This is a genomic window from Spongiibacter nanhainus (genome assembly GCF_016132545.1).
Taxonomy (GTDB): domain Bacteria; phylum Pseudomonadota; class Gammaproteobacteria; order Pseudomonadales; family Spongiibacteraceae; genus Spongiibacter; species Spongiibacter nanhainus.
The window spans coordinates 3,981,133-3,998,329 of record NZ_CP066167.1; the positions used below are offsets into that span (position 1 = coordinate 3,981,133).

Here is a 17,197-nt window from a genome sequence, read left to right on the forward strand (position 1 = left end):
ATTTGTGCTGGTGCAATTGCCGCCGACAGAGCCTAGAATGGCTTTTCTAAATTTCTGGCCATCACCATCCGGGAGCCAACCTTGTCTATTAGCAGTATGACCGCCTTCGCACAGCGGCACGTGGACACCAGTTGGGGGAGCGCCAGCTGGGAGCTTCGCTCAGTCAATCATCGCTATCTCGAGCCCAGCTTTAAATTGCCGGAGAGCTGGCGGGCGCTGGAGCCGGCACTGCGGGAGCGGATTCGTCAGCACCTGAAGCGCGGCAAGCTGGAATGCACCCTCAAGCTGCAACTCAACAGCCAGCAGGCACTGCAGCTCAATCGCGAGTTGGCCCAGCAAGTACTGGACAGCGCCCACGCATTGCGTGCCGATATCGCCCACGCCGCCCCGATTAACGTGCTGGAAGTGCTGCGCTGGCCCGGAGTGATGGAAAGCGGGCAAGTGGACGGCGACACCGTTGGCAAAGACCTACTTGCAGCCTTCGACAACGCACTTCAGGACCATATTGCCAATCGCCAGCGGGAGGGCGCCGCACTGGCGACCCTGATTGAGCAGCGCCTGGATAATATTGCCGACATCGTCGCGGAAGTACGGCGGTTTATGCCGGACGTGATCGGCCAACAGCGCGACAAACTGCAGCAGCGCATTGCCGAAATGAGCGTCGAGCTCGACCCCCAGCGCCTGGAGCAGGAAGTGGCACTGATCGCCCAAAAAGCCGATGTCGACGAAGAACTCGATCGCCTCGACACCCATGTCACCGAAGTTCGCCGGGTACTGCAAAGCGGCGGCCCGGTGGGACGGCGCCTGGACTTTCTGATGCAGGAGCTCAATCGCGAGGCCAACACCCTCAGCTCTAAAGCCGTGGTGGCCGACAGCACCCAGGCCGCGGTGGAGCTCAAGGTGTTAATCGAGCAGATGCGGGAGCAGATCCAGAATATCGAGTAAACTGTGGCTTGCTTGTATTTCACAAACCCCGACTCTCACAGTAAGTTTGGCTGACGATAGACCACCACAAGACCCTGACCATGCAAACACCCCGCGGCACGCTTTACACTATCTCGGCCCCCTCCGGCGCCGGCAAAACCAGCCTGGTGGCCACGCTCCTCAAGGAGGTGAATCACCTCTGCGTGTCGGTATCACACACTACCCGCCCCATGCGCCCCGGCGAAGAAGACGGCGTGAACTATCACTTTGTCAGTAAAGAACAGTTCTCCGCCATGTTGAGTAAAGCGGATTTCCTGGAACATGCCGAGGTGTTTGGCAACTACTACGGCACCTCTCAAGCCTGGGTAGAAGCCCAGCTTGACGACGGACAGGATGTGATTCTGGAAATCGATTGGCAGGGCGCCGAGCAGGTGCGCAAGCTTATGCCCGACACCGTCGCCATCTTTATTCTCCCCCCCAGCCAGCAGGCCTTGCGGGAGCGGCTGATACAGCGCGGCCAGGATGACCACAGCGTCATTGAGAAACGTATGGCCGCCGCCGTTGAGGAGATGTCCCACTGCGTGGAGGGCGACTATCTGGTGATAAACGACCACTTCCAGCAGGCGCTCAATGACTTAAAGGCCATCGTCCATACCCACCGTTTGAGGTTGGCACGCCAGCAGACACACCACGCCGAGCTGCTTCGCGACCTACTGGCGTGAAGGATTCACCTATTACAGTGCTTTTTGTCTGCTGCTGCCTTTGATAAACTAAAGGGTACCGCCGCAGATAATGTGGCTCGATCCGAACATCTGAGACGAATTCATGGCACGTATTACCGTTGAAGACTGCCTGTCGGCAGTAGATAACCGTTTTGAACTAGTGATGGTAGCAAGCAAGCGCGCCCGCGCCATCGCCACTGGCGGCAAAGATCCGCTGGTACAGGAAGACAGCGACAAGCCCACCGTGCTGGCACTGCGGGAAATCGCTGACGGCCTGATCACCCGGGAAGAAATCATGGCGGCGGATGCCCGCAATGAAGAACCGGAACTGGATCTTAGTGCTGAAGAGATGACGAGCCCGGCACTGTAGCACTTGGGCCTGCTCACACTAGTTGAATTGTGCCTGTTGTGACTAAAAATCTACCAATCGAGGCGTAAGGAGAGAGGTTTGGTTATTCCAAATGAACGACGAACAACGAAGAGTGGTGGGTTTTTAGCCACAACCCGAAGGGCTGGGGCCATTTTTGCCCCCAGCGTTGTTGTCGGTCGCTTATTTGGAATGACCAAACTGCGCTTCCTCCGCCTAGCTGGAAGCAAAAATGACCGCCAGCAGGCGCAATTCAATTAGTGAGAGCAGGCCCTAAGTAAGGGGCGTCGATGCATCAGTACAGCTTTTTCACCTTTGACTACAGCAAACCCGAGCCAGCGCAATCCATCGACGCCCTGACGCGCTCGCTCGCCGATTACCTCCCACCGCTGCAAGTCAATCAGATCAAGCGCGCTTACTACTACGCCGAGCAGGCCCACGAAGGTCAGAACCGTCGCAGTGGCGAGCCCTATGTGACTCACCCCTTGGCGGTAGCCGGCATTCTCTCCAATATGCGTATGGACGCCCAAAGTCTGATGGCGGCCATGCTCCACGACGTCATTGAAGACACCGCCATCAACAAACCCGACCTCAGCGATCAATTCGGCGAGGTGGTGGCGGAGCTGGTGGACGGGGTCTCCAAGCTAACCCGGATCGAGTTCCAGTCCAAAGCAGAGCAGCAAGCGGAAAACTTCCAGAAAATGGCCCTGGCCATGGCCAAGGATATCCGCGTGATCCTGGTCAAGCTGGCGGACCGACTCCACAACATGCGCACATTGGGTGTACTGCCACCGCCGAAACGCCGCCGCATTGCCCGGGAAACCCTGGAAATCTACGCCCCCATCGCCCAGCGTCTGGGCATGCATACCCTGCGGGTGGAGTTTGAGGACCTGGGCTTTCAGGCCATGCACCCGATGCGGGCCGCCCGTATCCGCAAAGCCATAAAGAATCGCTTTGGCGATCGCAAGAAAACCATTGAGGCGATCCGCCAGAATATCGAAAACTGCCTGGACGAAGAGGGTCACACCGCCCAGGTGGTGGGCCGGGAAAAACACCTCTACAGCATCTACAACAAGATGCGCAACAAGCGGAAATCGCTGCGGGAGATTCTCGATCTCTACGCCTTCCGTATTGTGGTGGACTCCGTTGACACCTGCTATCGCGTACTGGGCTGTGTCCACAGCCTGTACAAACCGGTACCCGGCCAGTTCAAAGATTACATCGCCATCCCCAAGGCCAATGGCTACCAATCCCTGCACACCGTGTTGTTCGGCATGGAAGGGGTGCCCATCGAGATCCAGATTCGCACCCACGAAATGGAGGAGATGGCCAATAACGGTATCGCCGCTCACTGGCTGTACAAGTCCAGTGAGCAAGAGCCCCGGGGCAACTCCAGCCACGCCCGGGCCCGGCAGTGGGTACAGGGCCTGCTGGAAATGCAGCAGCGCGCCGGCGACTCGCTGGAGTTTATCGAGAACGTCAAAATCGACCTGTTCCCCGACGAGGTTTACGTCTTCACTCCCCGGGGCGACATTATGGAACTGCCCGCCGGCGCCACCGCAGTGGACTTTGCCTACGCCGTGCATAGCGACATCGGCAACAGCTGCGTTGCCTGCCGCATTAACCGTCGTCTGGCGCCACTGTCCGAACCACTACAAAGCGGCCAGACGGTGGAAGTCATCACCACCCCCGGCGCTCAGCCCAACCCGGCCTGGTTAAACTTTGTGGTTACCGCCAAGGCTCGCAGTGGCATCCGTCACTTTCTCAAGCACCAGCGCAAAACCGAAGCGGTGGAGCTGGGCAAACGCATGCTGGAACGGGCACTGGCCAGTATGGAAACCAGCCTGGACGAGTTCGAGCCCCACCACCTGGATCAATTGGTGGAGGTGCTGCACACCAAATCCATCGAGAGCCTGCTGGAGCAGATCGGCATGGGCAACCGGGTGGCTTACCTCACCGCCCGGCAATTGCTCAACTTGCGGGACGAGCGCCACCAGGACGACGAAAACGCCCTGCCCGCCGCCCAGTCACGGCAGGCTATGGTGATTCACGGCACCGAGGGTTTTCTGGTCAATTTTGCCCGCTGCTGCTATCCCATCCCCGGCGACCATATCGTCGGTATCGTCAGCTCGGAAAAGGGCGTGGTGGTTCACTGCGAGAGCTGCCACAACAGCATCGAGCTGCGCAATGAGCCGGAGCGGGTGGTGCCACTGACCTGGGCCGACGATATCGATCGGGATTTTTCCGTGGAGCTCAAGGTCGAACTCAGCAAGCAGCGCGGCATTATCGCCGTGTTAGCGACCCGGGTTAATGGCGCCGACGCCAGTATCGAAAAGATCAGCGTCGAGGACGAGAATCCCAAAATCAGCACCATTCATCTGGTGATCGGGGTGCGCTCCCGGGTTCACTTGGCCAGTATTATGCGGCGCATCCGCAATATTCCCGCCGTGATCAAGGTAGAAAGGGAAAAACACTAAGCCCCGCATCCCCCAATTCACTGTTATCGATAAGGACTTTTCCGTGAGCAAGAAGGAAATTATCAGCACCGATAAAGCCCCTGCCGCCATTGGCCCCTACTCCCAGGCGGTAAAAGTGGGTGACACCGTTTATCTGTCCGGCCAGATTCCACTGGCGCCCGACACCATGGAAATGGTGGCCGGCGGCATTGGCGAGCAGGCCACTCAGGTATTCAACAACCTGTCCGCGGTGGCCGCCGCTGCCGGTGGCAGCCTCGACGACGCGGTTAAGGTCAATATCTCCCTTACCGATCTGGGCGACTTCAACGCCGTCAACGAGGTGATGAAAACCTTCCTCAAGGAGCCCTACCCGGCCCGGGCCTGTGTGCAGGTCGCCGCCCTGCCCCGTGGCGCTATGGTGGAAATCGAGGTGATTCTGAGCCTTTAGTCTGCCTCCAGGCTTGGCAGGATCGCACTGAAACCCTGTTTAAAATCTGGGTAGCGCAGGGTATAGCCACTTTCTCGCAGTCGGCGGTTGTCGCAGCGCTTGCTGCCGGTGCGGGCCACCGGCTGACCCTCCTGCCGATAGGGCACACCCAGCTCCGCCGCCAACCAGGCCTGAACGTCCTGGATCGGCGTGGGGGCGCTATCGCTGCCCAGATAGCACTGGCCGACCTCTTCCCCAGCTTCGGCTCGATCCAATAAGTGCAGCAAAAATCCCACACAGTCGTCCCGATGAATGCGATTGCTGTAGTGCAATGGCGTCGCCGGTGTGCACTCGCCCTGTCGCACTTTGTTGATCATCTGGTTACGACCGGGACCGTAAATGCCGGAGAAACGCACGATACTGTGGGGCCAGCCAGTGGCGGCAATATGTTGCTCTGCGGTTAACAGCGCCTGGCCGGAGAAGCGCGACGGTGCCGTTTCACTGGTTTCATCTACCCACTGGTGATCGGCCTGATCGTAGACGCCGGTACTGGAGACAAACAGCGTCAACTTGGGCGGGCGCTTAAAGCGGGCCAGCAGTGCCAGTAAACCCTCATCAAAAATCGCGTTGTAGCCCTCTCGTTTGTAGGCCGCCGGGGTCAAGGTCAGCAATAGATAGTCCGCCGACAGCTCGCCCAACTTGGCAATGCTCTGCGGATCAGCGAAATCCACTGCGCGCCCCTCCACCCCCTCGGGCAGCTTTGCAGGGTTGCGCCTTAGCCCAACCACTTGCCAGCCTTTGCCGAGGCGATCCCGGGCCACGCCGCTGCCAATGTCACCGCAGCCTGCAATCAGCAATGAGGGTTGAGCCATAAAGTCCGTCCTGTTTTGAATCCAATGTTCATGGGGCATACTCTACCCCAGCCAAGGCGCCTGAACGATACTCCCGACCGCTACTATAAAGGAGAAGGTTTAATGTCCACGGTTCCCGACACCCGCCGCATTGTGGTGGTGGGCGACGACCACGCCCTCTCTCTGGGTGAAGAGAGCACACCGCAACCCGCCGCGGGGGAATTGCTGATCCGTGTCCACGCCGCCGGCATCAACCGCCCCGACCTGATGCAGCGCTACGGGCTCTATCCTCCACCGGCGGATGCCAGCCCGGTACTGGGCCTGGAAGTGGCCGGCGATGTGGTCGCAGTTGGCGACGGTGTCAGCGAATTTAAGGTGGGCGACGCGGTCATGGCACTGTGCAATGGCGGCGGCTATGCCGACTACACCGTGGCCCCGGCAAGCCAGTGCCTGGCCAAGCCCGACAATCTCAGTTGGGCGCAGGCCGCCGCCCTGCCAGAAGTGCTGTTTACCGTATGGCACAACGTCTTCCAGCGGGGCGGACTCAAGGCCGGGGAATACTTCCTGGTTCACGGCGGCAGCTCGGGGATCGGCACCACTGCGATCGCCCTGGCGGCAGCAAAAGGCGCCCAGGTTTACACCACAGCCGGCAGCGCCGAAAAATGCGCCGCCTGTGAGACGCTGGGTGCCAAGCGGGCGGTCAATTACAAACACGAGGACTATGTCGAGGTGCTAAAAACCGCCAGCGACGGCCACGGCATGGACGTGATTCTCGATATGGTGGGCGGCGACTACGTGCAGCGGGATATTAAACTGGCCGCCGCCGATGGCCGCATTGTCTTTATCGCCTTCCAGGGTGGCTTTAAGACCGAGGTCAATTTCACGCCAGTTTTGATGAAACGCCTAGTGTTAACCGCCTCCACCCTGCGGGCACAGAGCGCCCAGCAAAAGGCCTCGATAGCGGCCGATCTCAAGCGAGAGGTCTTGCCACTGCTTGCCGATAACTCCCTGTTGCCCGTCATAGATAGCACCTTTGACTTCAGCGACGTGGCGGCTGCCCACGCTCGCATGGAGAGCGGCGAGCATATTGGCAAAATCGTCCTTAGCCTTCCCCAGTGAGCCCAACGGACAAGCATCTAACGTTATGACCGACACCCTGGACAGCATCGCTGTCACCCAGCTTAAGGGCGTCGGCCCCAGCATGGCCGCCAAGCTTGCACAGCTGGGCATTCGCAGCGTGCAGGACTTGCTGGTTCATCTGCCGCTGCGCTATCAGGACCGCACCCGCATTACCCCCATCGGCGCCGTGCAGTTAGGCAGCGATGTGGTGATCGAGGGCAGCGTAGCCGCCGCCGACGTGGTATTCGGTCGGCGCCGCAGTCTGGTATGCCGGCTGCAGGATAACAGTGGCACGGTGACCTTGCGGTTTTTCCATTTCAACGCGGCGCAAAAACAACAGCTGACACGAGGCGTTAGACTGCGCTGCTTTGGCGAGGCCCGGCGCGGCAGCAGCGGTCTTGAGTTCTACCACCCCGAGTACCGAGTAGTCAGTGCCGACCAGGCTGTTCCGGTGGAAGAGGCGCTGACACCGATCTACCCCAGTACCGAGGGCTTCTCCCAGGCCAGCTGGCGCAAGCTGTGTGGGCAGGCCCTGGACCTGCTCAGCAAGCATCCGGTGCGGGAGTGGCTGCCGGAATCAGTGCGTCGGGGCGCCGATATCGGCCACTGGACCCTTGCCGAGTCTTTGCAGTTTCTGCACCGACCACCGCCAGATGCGGCCCTCAGTCAGATTCAAGCTGGGCAACACCCCAGCCAACGGCGTCTGGCATTTGAAGAGCTGCTGTCACACAACCTGGCGCTGCAGCAACTGCGCCATCAGACCCGGCGTTTGGGGGCACCCGCCATGACCGGACCGGTGGGCCTGCAAGAGCAGTTCTTAGCACAGCTGGGCTTCACGCTAACCGCCGCCCAGCAGCGGGTCAGTGATGAAATCGCCGCTGACCTCAGCCAGCACAGCCCCATGCTACGCCTCGTACAGGGTGATGTGGGCAGCGGTAAAACCGTAGTCGCAGCACTGGCAGCGCTGCGAGCGATTAGCAGCGGCTATCAAGTTGCCATTATGGCGCCCACCGAGATTCTCGCCGAGCAGCACTACCAATCTTTCAGCCAATGGCTGGCACCGCTGGACTTAGAGGTGGCCTGGCTGAGCGGCAAGCAAAAAGGCAAGGCCCGTCAGGCCCAGCAGCAGGCGGTCGCCGAGCATCGCGCCCATATTGCGGTAGGCACCCACGCGCTGTTTCAGGACGAGGTAGAGTTTGCCCGACTGGGCCTGGTCATCGTCGACGAACAGCATCGCTTTGGCGTACACCAGCGCTTGGCACTCAAGCAAAAAGCTGCGGACACCGTCGGCCAGGCCCACCAGTTGATCATGACCGCCACGCCCATCCCCCGCACCCTGGCAATGACCGCCTATGCCGACCTGGATACCTCGGTCATCGATGAGCTGCCACCGGGGCGCTCACCGGTCACCACCGTGGTGCTGGACAACAGCCGCCGGGACGCCGTCACCGAGCGGCTGCGGGCAGTGTGCAGTCAGGGTCAGCAGGCCTACTGGGTGTGCACCTTGATTGAGGAATCCGACAAGCTCCAGGCCCAGGCGGCCGAGGCCAGCTGGGAGCAGCTCAAAGAGGCCTTACCGGATTTATCCATCGGGCTGGTTCACGGCCGTATGAAGGCGCCGGAAAAAGCCGCCGTGATGGCCGCCTTCAAAAGCGCTGAACTGGACATTCTGGTGGCCACCACAGTCATCGAGGTGGGGGTCGATGTTCCCAATGCCAGCCTGATGATCATCGATAATGCCGAGCGCCTGGGACTGGCCCAGCTTCATCAATTGCGCGGGCGGGTGGGCCGTGGGGCCATTCAGAGTTACTGCGTACTGCTCTATCAGGCGCCATTGTCCCGGGCGGGTCGTCAGCGACTGTCCACCCTGCGCCAGAGCAACGATGGCTTTGTCATCGCCGAGGAAGATTTGAAACTACGCGGCCCCGGCGAGGTATTGGGCACCCGCCAGACCGGCCTGATGAGCTTTCGCATTGCCGATCTGGAGCGGGACGACGATATGTTAGAGACCGTCAAAGACGCCGCTCGGGTGATGGTGAAGCAATATCCGGAGGCGGTAACACCGCTGATTGATCGCTGGCTGGCAGACAAAACCCTTTACGCCTCGGTGTAAGTCGATAAGGATTAACCACCCCAGAGGCTGACAACAGAGGTAGCAGCAGTGTCTCGGATCGTGATTTTTGGCAATTCTGGCTCGGGCAAATCCACCCTGGCCCACACCCTCTGCGAGCGCCACGGCCTGGCCCACCTGGACCTGGACACCATCGCCTGGCTGCCGACAACCCCTCCCCAACGACGCCCGGTGGCAGAGTCTCAGCAGGACATCGACGCCTTTATCAATGCGCACACGTCTACCCAAGGGGGTTGGGTCATCGAAGGCTGCTACAGCGACCTATTGGAGCTGGCCGCCCCAAGCGCTACCGATTTGGTTTTTCTCGACCTACCCATTGAAGACTGTATCGCCAATGCCCGGGCCCGGCCCTGGGAGCCCCACAAATACGCCAGCAAGGCGGATCAGGACGCCAATCTCGCCATGTTAATCGACTGGATTGGGCAATACCAAAGCCGGCAGGACGGCTTTTCCCGGACGGCCCACCAGCAGCTGTTCGAATCCTTCACCGGCAACAAAGTACGCTACACCAGCAATCGCCCCTAAAGCCCTTGCTGTCGATAAAATATCGAACAGGCGTGATAGTCTGTGCCGACTATAAAAGGACCCGCAAATGAACAACTGGATTTATCTGGCGGCGGCGATTGCCATCGGCGCCGGCATTTCGTTTCAACCCCCCATCAACGGCACCATGGCGCGAACCCTGGGCAGCCCGCTGCTGGCGGCAACACTGTCGATGACTATCAGCCTGATCGTAGTAATACCGCTGTGGTTGCTGATTGGCAAAGGCGGTGGCGACTTCAGCCAGATCAAAGCCCTGCCCTGGTGGGTGTTAATCGGCGGCGTGCTGGGGGTGATGTTTGTAGCCGGCAGTATTGTGGTGGCACCGGTAACCGGTGTGGCGCTGTTTTTTGTCTGTGTCGTCGCCGGGCAACTTATAGGGTCGACGTTTATCGACCAGATCGGCGCCTTCGGCCTGGAGACCAAACCCGTCAACCCCATGAAAATTATCGGCTTGGTGCTGGTACTGGCCGGCGCCGCGCTGGTGCAACTCAGCAACAATTAAGGGCTATTTGCATTCTGAGGTTGGAAATGACCTTGGATACATCATCTGATCGTCATCTCTTTTGTGCAAAAGGTGGTTGATATGATCGGAGTAACTGTCTCGAAAAGTCACAAAGCGGACAGTCACAGAGGAGAAATTCTGCAGCTTCAACGCCGCAAGCAGACGTGCCGCTTTTCGGCATCGGCCTGCCTTGCCTTGTTATGGGCATTTTGGCAGAATGTACCAATATATGGTACAGGAGGCTCCCCATGGCTAGAAATACCAGCATTACCCTTGGTCCCCACTTTGATGAGTTTATAGCCGCACAGGTTAAAAATGGCCGCTATGGTTCCGTTAGCGAAGTGGTTCGTGCCGGGCTGCGTCTGCTTGAAGAAACTGAGAGTAAGCTTGACCGGCTCCGACGCCTTCTGGATGAAGGCGAGCAAAGCGGAATAGCGGACTACTCTCTCGAAAGTGTTATTGCAGAACTGGATAATGAAGCTCACTAATGCGCCCATTTCTGCTCACCGCCGTTGCCCGAAAAGACATTATTGATATTGGCCGTTATACCACTGAGAAGTGGGGAAAGCGGCAACGCGATAAATACCTCAAGCAGCTTGATGATGCCTTCAAGATGCTTGCTCGCCAACCTGAAATAGGCCGCGATGCGGATGACGTAAAGCCTGGATACAAAAAGTTCAGTCAAAAGCCGCAACGAAAAAGCCGTCGCTGTGCCTGCGATTGTTATGCTGGACCAAGATCACATTAAGTTCGCTTTTTAAGTGACGAATAAATTTTACCTTTCTCTCGTTTACCAATAGCGAGAACGTAAACAAGCAGCTCGTCGTCTACAACCTCGTATGCCAACCTGTAACCAGCCGACCTAAGTTTGATTTTATATACCGATTCATAGCCGCTCAATTTATCTGCCTGCACTCTCGGCTCATTCAATCTTTCTGCGAGTTTCTTTTTAAACTGGCTACGTATCGGAGCTCCAAGCTTGTTCCATTCCTTCAGTGCAGCGGGGAGAAAACGGAGCTTATAGGTCATCCAAGGACACCGCTATAGCCTGCTCCTTGTCACCACGACGCTCCTCCACCAACTTTGAGAGTTCATAATCCTCAATCATGTCCATCAGAGCTTCGTAGGTTTCTGCCGGAATCAAATACGCAGCGGGCTTGTTGTGGTTCAGAACAGCAATAGGAGAACCACTTGCCTGAGAGAGCAAAGAAGAAGGATTTTTCTTTAGTTCTGAGATACTTACAGAGAAGTCGGCTAAAACCTGTCGCATGGAAAGCTCCAATATAGTCCAATATTTAGAGCTTATTTTAGGTCATTATTTATAGCTTGGCCAGCAGAGAATTAAAGCATAACGCCGTGCTCACCGGAAATTTAGGAGCCCAGCGGAAAACCAGTCCGACAACATGCGCTTGTTATGTGCATTTTTACCATAGCCCAGGATCATTTAATGCCTCAACGCATTGAGTAGAACCGACCATAGGCTGGATTACTTGCCCATCAAGCGATTGCGCGAGCCAGCCAATTGGCTGACTTAAATGACAAGGCGCTTTTACGATACTTTCATTGATTTGCTCGAAGCCAGTTTTAGAATAATAACTTGGGTCGCCATAAGTGAAGGCCAAATTGATATCTAAAGACTTAAGATGATCTAGGCCATATTTAATTAGTTTTTGACCAATGCCTGTACTTTGAACATCTGTTAAAACGGCAACCGGCGATAAAATGAAAGCAACCTGCCCACTAGGCACTGTAAGGCGACTGAAAAATATGCACCCAACAACAATCTCGTTTTCTTCTGCAATGCACCCAATTAGATCTTGTGGCGCAGTAGTAGCAATTAGATTTGATACAAAATCTGCAACTACTTGCCCTTCTTCTTCGCCCTCGGATGCAGAGAACACTATCTTGAAAAGATCGATCACCTCTCGAGATTTTGATTCATTAAATAGTGAAAACTTCATATTTTTTCATCCTTCGGCACGATCGCCAAGATGCACATAACGCCCGCAACAGCGGAATATTTGGAGTGGACTTTTTTGCGCTAGCGTAGCGTAAATCGTAAAACAAGGAACGGAAAACATTTCCGACTGCTTGCGCTTGTTAAGTATTGAAAATTTCGAAAACCACATAAATTAAAACCAGCAAAGCAAACACTCCCACACCAAATGGAAAGCTGCGAATCACACCCATACTTATAAAATCAGTAGTGTCCAATACCCTACCTACAATACGAATTCCAACACTCTCCGATGTACGATACTTTTTGTAAAGCATGTACTCCTCCCACTCGCTTTCACTCATGTCGTCATGAACCGACAGTGAAATTATAAGTGACGCAAAGCGCTGAACAAGCACAACGACTCCTAGCGCCGTTAGCAAATAAAATCCAATTTCCTTTAATGCTTCTTCCATATCAGGACACTTAACGCCTTAAGAAGCGGCGCAATTTATTGCGCCCCGCTTGCTTAACTTGTTAGAGCTTTTTGGGTTGAGCTTACGAATATACTCTATGCCAAGATACCTAGGCTGTACGGTAGAAGAACAAACCCCTATATGCGCATACCCGTTTGTCCCAACAAATACTACATAAGTTTTACCAACCTCAATTGGCACATGACACGATGAACTTGGATTTTCGCCTCTAATTTTAATAGATTTAACTGGGCTGCCCTTAAATTGCTCTTCAACTAGCCCAGTTGCTGCCAGAACCACTTCGGTTTCTACTACATTGCTCCACTCGCCGGTTTTGTTGTTGAGTCTAGATGCCTTGTAGCTTCTCTCCTCAAGGTGTGCTTCGCAGACCTTAACAAATGCAACAACCTCTGATTCCTTGAAGTCTTTATCGAAATCTGGAGGTCCATCACACGAACATGCCAGAGAGTGGATTGAAAAAAGCATGGCTATGAGTGTGAGTATGATCTTCATTTGTTGTAGCTCTAACGCCTGAGTTCAGCGGCGTTTGAGGCGTCAAACGTCCGCTGCAACGATTTGTTAGGCGGCAATGGCATCCGATAGCTCGCTGAGGTTCGAAATGCCCACCACCATACCCACTGCCTTGGATTGTCTGCCAGATCTGTCGATGTGTACGGCCTGGCCGAAACCGGCGTCAAGTGCGGCTAGTGCATCTTGCTCTAAACGGTCTCCGACATAACATGCGTGAGATGCATCAACCCCGGCGACCTCGCACGCGTAATGAAAGATGGCCGCCTCGGGCTTTGCCACGCTAGCGTCCTCGGACGTGATGATGTGGGCAAAATACGCCCGAAGCCCTAGCGCTTCAATCTTCTGGTTCTGCTGAGTAATTGATCCGTTAGTGATGACCCCCAAACCCTTCGATTGAAGCCGCTCAAGGGTCGGAAGAACCTCCGGGAACAGGGCCCAGTTTTGTTCGTAGGCTTTCAGGTAAGTCGAAAATATCTTATCCGCTTCAGCCTCAGCCAAGTCCGCCTTGAGGGTATCGGAAATGCGGCGGCGGCGTTGCTCTTGAAAAGAAATCTTGCCAGCCAGGTAATCCAACATGTGTCTGTGACTAGCTTCTTTCCACCTTCCGAAAAATTGATTGTCTGATGCCGGGGCGAACTGCTTAGCGAACTCTTGTAATGCCGCATCTTCAGCACCGGAGTGGTCCATCAGAGTGTCATCTAGGTCGAAGAAAATCACTGGGCTCGCTTTTGCCGCCTAACGCCCTACGCCAGGGGCAGGCAAAATGGAGCGCATTTTTGTGCGAAACTGAGCAGAGCGAATGCACAAAAAGGCGCGGAGTTTTGGCTGTCCCGCCGCGCCTTTCAGCGGCGACTGCGCGTACTTGTTATAAGGTTTACTCAAACACATGTGAATGAGAAAGTTAAGCGGCAGTTTACGGATCGAAGGATTTCATTCACCAATTCGGGAGCCTCCCAGATTTCTGAATCGTTTTCCGTGGTTAAGGACAAAAAAATATCGCAGTCCTTTAGGGCCACGTTGTGAAGCCGATGAAAATCTACAATTGGCCCTATCACTTCCTCTCGCAGCTCAACCACACCAACATTAAACGAGTTATCTTTCCTTTTTCGGCATTCTGCACCAGAAACCCCATTCGACAACTCTGCTGCTTGCGCATCCGTCAGACTTAGGAATCTGAAGGATATAGATTCCGAAAATTCGTAGTCCCGGTACTCGCTCATTACGCAACCTTATAACGCCGCGGTTTGGGGCGCCGGAGCGCCAGCGAAGGCGTCCCTGCAGCGCGCTTTTTACGCTGCGACAACACCGCCTTGTTAACTTTTTGCCTGAACATGGCTGCCTGACTGATTTTTATACACCTTTTCACTAATGGAAAGGTACAAATCTGTGCCTTTGATCCGAATAGCCCTGCGCTGTGCAAGCCATGCCCTGAATTGCTCACCAACTTCAATTTTTGACCAAGGCAAAAATACAGACCTGCGACCAAAAAGAAATAGCGGACGCGTGATAAGCACACCATCTGTAAGACAGGACACATCCATAGAATTCCAATAATCTCCTCCTTGCGCCTGCTTGAACGTTGGTGCAGACCGCCAAAAGAACACCATTTGAATAGAGCTTTTCTCACCCGAATTATCTGGTATTGGATCTCCGTACGATACGATCTGAGACCATAAATGATTACGGTACTCCACAATCATTGCGCCCACCCAAAGAAGCGCTACTCCCAAAAATATTAGAATCTCATTCATACGCAAAGTTAACATTTTAATACCGAGTCAGCTCGGTTTCCCATTTCAGAGGACATCTCTCATCCTCTAACTTATTGATTTTAAAATATACTCTCAAAGCGCTCCTAGAAAAAGCGAGACGGCTCGGTTTCCAGTACATCGAGTCCCCCTATCTAAGCGCCATATCTCTCTAACCTATTGATATTCTTTTGGTTCGTTGAGCTTTGTACCTGCAATCCGTGTCATCTTTACCGACAAACCGAGCCACATTTGCATTTAGCACCCAAAATACTGTATAAATAACCAGCATTCTGTGGCAAGGAGCGCCCAATGTCTGACAGTCCATTTCTAAGAAAAATCAGTAGCGAAATGCGCCTCCGGGGCTATAGCCTAAAAACGGAAAAGACCTATTTGTTGTGGATTCGTCGCTTTATTAATTTCAATCATAAGCGTCACCCAGAGCAATGTGGCGCGCAAGAAGTTAAAGCGTTTCTAACCTGGCTGGCAACAGAACGCCATGTGTCGGCGAATACCCAAAAAACGGCTCTGAATGCTTTGGCCTTCCTGTATCACAAGGTACTTGATCAGGAGCTCGGGCCTCTGGGGTTTTCCTTGGCAACGAAGCAACGCACTCTTCCAACGGTACTATCGGTGTCAGAGGTAGCTCAAATTCTCAGTGCAATGAGTGGTAGCAAGAAGATGATTGTGCAGCTTATGTATGGAAGTGGGTTGCGGGTTTCTGAAGCATTGAGGCTGCGTGTTCAAGATGTTGATTTGGATCGCCTATCCCTTTCAATCAGAGATAGCAAGGGGAACAAGGATCGCGTAACTCTCCTAGGCGCATCTTTACGTGCCGAGCTGGAACTATCTATAGCAAACGCGATAAGGCAACAGCAAGAAGACAATGAAAGCGGTGTAGGCTGCTCGATGCCCGTAAGCTTAGGCAGGAAATACCCGAATGCATTTCGTTCTCCCAGTTGGGCTTTTATCTTCCCTTCAACGACACTATGTCATCATCCGGTTACTGGCGAGCTCTGCCGCCACCATTTACATGAGACAGTCGTACGGAAAGCACTACGTCGCGCCTGTAAAGAAGCGGGCGTAGTAACCAAACGCGTAAATTGCCACACTTTTAGGCACTCGTTTGCAACACATATGCTGGCTTCAGGAACCGATATTAGAACTGTGCAGGAGCTACTTGGGCACAACGATATTTCAACGACACAGATCTATACCCACGTTATCGGCCAGCATTACGCGGGAACAGTTAGCCCTTTGGATCGTTTACAGTGTTAAAAATAACGCTTGATTGGCCGGTAAATTAGAAGCTACCTCGGTTAATTCGTAATTGGGAGGGGCTGAGCGCCTGCATTGCCTAACGAATTACGGTCAAACACCCAAACCAGTATGACCGTCCGCTAATGACCAACAGCCGCCGCCAAAACCGACCAAGCCTCAGTCTGCTCTTGTCGCAAAGCGGGCATTGACAGTAATCCAGACACCTTCTGATTTCACTCGCTATTGGGTTTAGAGTGAATTCCAACCCTATTTTGCAAATAGCCCAATTAAGTGGCGACTGACAGACAGACAGACAGACAGACAGACAACCAAAAGGATAACAACAATGAACAAACTGGGCTTCAGCAGCCATGTCATGGTAGTGGTGCTGGTCAGTGTCTGGGTGAATGCCTCGGAAGTATTTCGCTATTTTGCGATTGTGATGCCGGAGACCCGAGAATTTCTGCACATGGTGCCCGATATCGCGCCCATGGATCTCACGGTATTTTTGATCTGGGGGCTATGGGATACCCTGCTGACCACCATGATCGTGGTGATGTACTGGCTGGTGGCCCAACATCGCGGCCACTCATTTAGCAGTGCCAGTATCGCCGGGCTGGCGTCCTGGGCCTTTTTCTTTGTGCTGTTCTGGGTCGGTATGATCAATATGTCGCTGACATCGGTGCAGCTAGCGCTCATCGCCTTGCCACTGGCACTGCTGGAAACCGTGGTGGCTTCGGGTATAGCCTGCCTGCTTTACCGCGCTATCGACAGGCACCGGCAGGCAAACTAAGCAAGCAGCAGCGTTAATTGTGGACTATAGTGATAGGCTCACAATAACAACGGAGTACACCCGCCATGACCCTCAGCCAACAGGTTCTGGACGAAATCCGCTTGCTTGCCCTGTTTAATCCCGGCAGCGCCCGTGAGGGCATCAAAGTTCATCACGACGCCGACCCCGATATGATCGCCGCCTGCCAGCGCTTGTTCGACAAAGGCCTGATTACACAGCGCGACGGTGGCTATCTCACTGACGCCGGCCTGGAGCTGGAGCGCCATATCGACGCGGTAACCACCGTGCTTAATAGTGATATCCGCAGCACCCAGACTGCCTAGCGAAGCTCTGCATACGTATTCTCCCCTATATCGACTGCGGCTTTACGCAGTCGATACCAAAATGGCTAAAGCTCAAGCCTGCGACTGC

Annotated in this window: 22 protein-coding genes; 14 read left to right on the forward strand and 8 right to left on the reverse strand. The window is 54.8% G+C overall.

Translation table 11 applies throughout. From position 1 onward, the window contains the following. The first annotated feature begins 81 nt into the window (after positions 1-81). The 5 genes from I6N98_RS18020 to I6N98_RS18040 all read left to right on the forward strand — a co-directional run bounded on the left by I6N98_RS18020 (position 82) and on the right by I6N98_RS18040 (position 4,917). Positions 82-945 carry a YicC/YloC family endoribonuclease gene (locus tag I6N98_RS18020; protein ID WP_337924601.1) on the forward strand — a complete coding sequence of 288 codons (864 nt, stop codon included), beginning with the start codon at positions 82-84 and terminating at the stop codon, positions 943-945. Positions 946-1,025: 80 nt separating this feature from the next. Then, entirely contained in the window at positions 1,026-1,646 is a 621-nt protein-coding gene (gene gmk / locus I6N98_RS18025) for a guanylate kinase (protein WP_198569704.1), read from the forward strand. A gap of 103 nt (positions 1,647-1,749) precedes the next feature. Further along, complete coding sequence (gene rpoZ / locus I6N98_RS18030) at positions 1,750-2,016, forward strand: DNA-directed RNA polymerase subunit omega (protein WP_198569705.1); 267 nt, start codon at positions 1,750-1,752, stop codon at positions 2,014-2,016. Positions 2,017-2,303: 287 nt separating this feature from the next. Then, positions 2,304-4,490 (forward strand): bifunctional GTP diphosphokinase/guanosine-3',5'-bis pyrophosphate 3'-pyrophosphohydrolase, encoded by a 2,187-nt coding sequence (gene spoT, locus I6N98_RS18035; protein ID WP_198569706.1) that lies wholly within the window; start codon positions 2,304-2,306, stop codon positions 4,488-4,490. Between the two features lie 43 nt (positions 4,491-4,533). Then, positions 4,534-4,917, forward strand: a complete 384-nt coding sequence (locus I6N98_RS18040) for a RidA family protein (protein ID WP_198569707.1) — start codon at positions 4,534-4,536, stop codon at positions 4,915-4,917. Here the strand turns inward: I6N98_RS18040 and I6N98_RS18045 are convergent. Further along, positions 4,914-5,768 (reverse strand): SDR family oxidoreductase, encoded by an 855-nt coding sequence (locus I6N98_RS18045; protein WP_198569708.1) that lies wholly within the window; start codon positions 5,766-5,768, stop codon positions 4,914-4,916. The two genes, I6N98_RS18040 and I6N98_RS18045, sit on opposite strands and share 4 nt — an antisense overlap. A gap of 102 nt (positions 5,769-5,870) precedes the next feature. Here I6N98_RS18045 and I6N98_RS18050 point away from each other — a divergent pair, with 102 nt between their 5' ends. From I6N98_RS18050 to I6N98_RS18075, 6 genes are all read left to right on the forward strand, one after another. Further along, positions 5,871-6,866, forward strand: a complete 996-nt coding sequence (locus I6N98_RS18050) for an NAD(P)H-quinone oxidoreductase (RefSeq protein WP_198569709.1) — start codon at positions 5,871-5,873, stop codon at positions 6,864-6,866. 25 nt (positions 6,867-6,891) lie between these two features. Beyond that, positions 6,892-8,979 (forward strand): ATP-dependent DNA helicase RecG, encoded by a 2,088-nt coding sequence (recG, locus tag I6N98_RS18055; protein ID WP_198569710.1) that lies wholly within the window; start codon positions 6,892-6,894, stop codon positions 8,977-8,979. Positions 8,980-9,027: 48 nt separating this feature from the next. Then, positions 9,028-9,522 (forward strand): AAA family ATPase, encoded by a 495-nt coding sequence (locus I6N98_RS18060; RefSeq protein WP_198569711.1) that lies wholly within the window; start codon positions 9,028-9,030, stop codon positions 9,520-9,522. Positions 9,523-9,589: 67 nt separating this feature from the next. Continuing rightward, positions 9,590-10,042, forward strand: a complete 453-nt coding sequence (locus tag I6N98_RS18065) for a DMT family transporter (protein ID WP_198569712.1) — start codon at positions 9,590-9,592, stop codon at positions 10,040-10,042. A 248-nt stretch (positions 10,043-10,290) separates the two neighbouring features. Further along, positions 10,291-10,530 (forward strand): type II toxin-antitoxin system ParD family antitoxin, encoded by a 240-nt coding sequence (locus I6N98_RS18070; protein WP_198569713.1) that lies wholly within the window; start codon positions 10,291-10,293, stop codon positions 10,528-10,530. After that, complete coding sequence (locus tag I6N98_RS18075; protein WP_198569714.1) at positions 10,530-10,790, forward strand: type II toxin-antitoxin system RelE/ParE family toxin; 261 nt, start codon at positions 10,530-10,532, stop codon at positions 10,788-10,790. Before I6N98_RS18070 ends, I6N98_RS18075 begins: the two co-directional genes overlap by 1 nt. Here the strand turns inward: I6N98_RS18075 and I6N98_RS18080 are convergent. From I6N98_RS18080 to I6N98_RS18110, 7 genes are all read right to left on the reverse strand, one after another. After that, complete coding sequence (locus I6N98_RS18080; RefSeq protein ID WP_198569715.1) at positions 10,787-11,071, reverse strand: type II toxin-antitoxin system RelE family toxin; 285 nt, start codon at positions 11,069-11,071, stop codon at positions 10,787-10,789. The genes I6N98_RS18075 and I6N98_RS18080 overlap by 4 nt on opposite strands. Continuing rightward, a complete protein-coding gene (locus tag I6N98_RS18085; protein ID WP_198569716.1) occupies positions 11,061-11,312 on the reverse strand; it encodes a type II toxin-antitoxin system Phd/YefM family antitoxin in 252 nt (83 codons plus the stop codon). The genes I6N98_RS18080 and I6N98_RS18085 overlap by 11 nt, the downstream gene beginning before the upstream one ends. A gap of 154 nt (positions 11,313-11,466) precedes the next feature. Beyond that, on the reverse strand, positions 11,467-12,003 hold the full coding sequence (locus I6N98_RS18090) for a GNAT family N-acetyltransferase (protein ID WP_198569717.1): 537 nt from the start codon (positions 12,001-12,003) through the stop codon (positions 11,467-11,469). A 139-nt stretch (positions 12,004-12,142) separates the two neighbouring features. Continuing rightward, positions 12,143-12,454 (reverse strand): hypothetical protein, encoded by a 312-nt coding sequence (locus I6N98_RS18095; protein ID WP_198569718.1) that lies wholly within the window; start codon positions 12,452-12,454, stop codon positions 12,143-12,145. 18 nt (positions 12,455-12,472) lie between these two features. Beyond that, a complete protein-coding gene (locus I6N98_RS18100; protein WP_198569719.1) occupies positions 12,473-12,967 on the reverse strand; it encodes a hypothetical protein in 495 nt (164 codons plus the stop codon). 66 nt (positions 12,968-13,033) lie between these two features. Then, the gene (locus I6N98_RS18105) at positions 13,034-13,702 is read right to left on the reverse strand and encodes an HAD family hydrolase (protein WP_198569720.1); all 669 of its coding nucleotides are present in this window, start codon (positions 13,700-13,702) and stop codon (positions 13,034-13,036) included. A gap of 596 nt (positions 13,703-14,298) precedes the next feature. Further along, the gene (locus I6N98_RS18110; RefSeq protein WP_198569721.1) at positions 14,299-14,751 is read right to left on the reverse strand and encodes a hypothetical protein; all 453 of its coding nucleotides are present in this window, start codon (positions 14,749-14,751) and stop codon (positions 14,299-14,301) included. A gap of 294 nt (positions 14,752-15,045) precedes the next feature. Between I6N98_RS18110 and I6N98_RS18115 the strand changes: the two genes are divergently transcribed. The 3 genes from I6N98_RS18115 (at position 15,046) to I6N98_RS18125 (ending at position 17,109) form a co-directional block, all read left to right on the forward strand. Further along, entirely contained in the window at positions 15,046-16,011 is a 966-nt protein-coding gene (locus I6N98_RS18115) for an integron integrase (protein ID WP_198569722.1), read from the forward strand. Positions 16,012-16,339: 328 nt separating this feature from the next. Continuing rightward, positions 16,340-16,786: a hypothetical protein gene (locus I6N98_RS18120; protein WP_198569723.1), complete on the forward strand. Its 447-nt coding sequence runs from the start codon at positions 16,340-16,342 to the stop codon at positions 16,784-16,786. Between the two features lie 65 nt (positions 16,787-16,851). Then, the gene (locus I6N98_RS18125; RefSeq protein WP_198569724.1) at positions 16,852-17,109 is read left to right on the forward strand and encodes a TIGR02647 family protein; all 258 of its coding nucleotides are present in this window, start codon (positions 16,852-16,854) and stop codon (positions 17,107-17,109) included. Positions 17,110-17,197: the final 88 nt, after the last annotated feature.

Coding starts and splice junctions, on each gene's coding strand:
- gmk (WP_198569704.1), top strand. CDS start 1,026: ATGCAAACACCCCGCGGCACGCTTTACACTATCTCGGCCCCCTCCGGC.
- rpoZ (WP_198569705.1), top strand. CDS start 1,750: ATGGCACGTATTACCGTTGAAGACTGCCTGTCGGCAGTAGATAACCGT.
- spoT (WP_198569706.1), top strand. CDS start 2,304: ATGCATCAGTACAGCTTTTTCACCTTTGACTACAGCAAACCCGAGCCA.
- I6N98_RS18045 (WP_198569708.1), bottom strand. CDS start 5,768: ATGGCTCAACCCTCATTGCTGATTGCAGGCTGCGGTGACATTGGCAGC.
- I6N98_RS18050 (WP_198569709.1), top strand. CDS start 5,871: ATGTCCACGGTTCCCGACACCCGCCGCATTGTGGTGGTGGGCGACGAC.
- recG (WP_198569710.1), top strand. CDS start 6,892: ATGACCGACACCCTGGACAGCATCGCTGTCACCCAGCTTAAGGGCGTC.
- I6N98_RS18065 (WP_198569712.1), top strand. CDS start 9,590: ATGAACAACTGGATTTATCTGGCGGCGGCGATTGCCATCGGCGCCGGC.
- I6N98_RS18070 (WP_198569713.1), top strand. CDS start 10,291: ATGGCTAGAAATACCAGCATTACCCTTGGTCCCCACTTTGATGAGTTT.
- I6N98_RS18075 (WP_198569714.1), top strand. CDS start 10,530: ATGCGCCCATTTCTGCTCACCGCCGTTGCCCGAAAAGACATTATTGAT.
- I6N98_RS18080 (WP_198569715.1), bottom strand. CDS start 11,071: ATGACCTATAAGCTCCGTTTTCTCCCCGCTGCACTGAAGGAATGGAAC.
- I6N98_RS18085 (WP_198569716.1), bottom strand. CDS start 11,312: ATGCGACAGGTTTTAGCCGACTTCTCTGTAAGTATCTCAGAACTAAAG.
- I6N98_RS18090 (WP_198569717.1), bottom strand. CDS start 12,003: ATGAAGTTTTCACTATTTAATGAATCAAAATCTCGAGAGGTGATCGAT.
- I6N98_RS18095 (WP_198569718.1), bottom strand. CDS start 12,454: ATGGAAGAAGCATTAAAGGAAATTGGATTTTATTTGCTAACGGCGCTA.
- I6N98_RS18100 (WP_198569719.1), bottom strand. CDS start 12,967: ATGAAGATCATACTCACACTCATAGCCATGCTTTTTTCAATCCACTCT.
- I6N98_RS18110 (WP_198569721.1), bottom strand. CDS start 14,751: ATGTTAACTTTGCGTATGAATGAGATTCTAATATTTTTGGGAGTAGCG.
- I6N98_RS18115 (WP_198569722.1), top strand. CDS start 15,046: ATGTCTGACAGTCCATTTCTAAGAAAAATCAGTAGCGAAATGCGCCTC.
- I6N98_RS18120 (WP_198569723.1), top strand. CDS start 16,340: ATGAACAAACTGGGCTTCAGCAGCCATGTCATGGTAGTGGTGCTGGTC.
- I6N98_RS18125 (WP_198569724.1), top strand. CDS start 16,852: ATGACCCTCAGCCAACAGGTTCTGGACGAAATCCGCTTGCTTGCCCTG.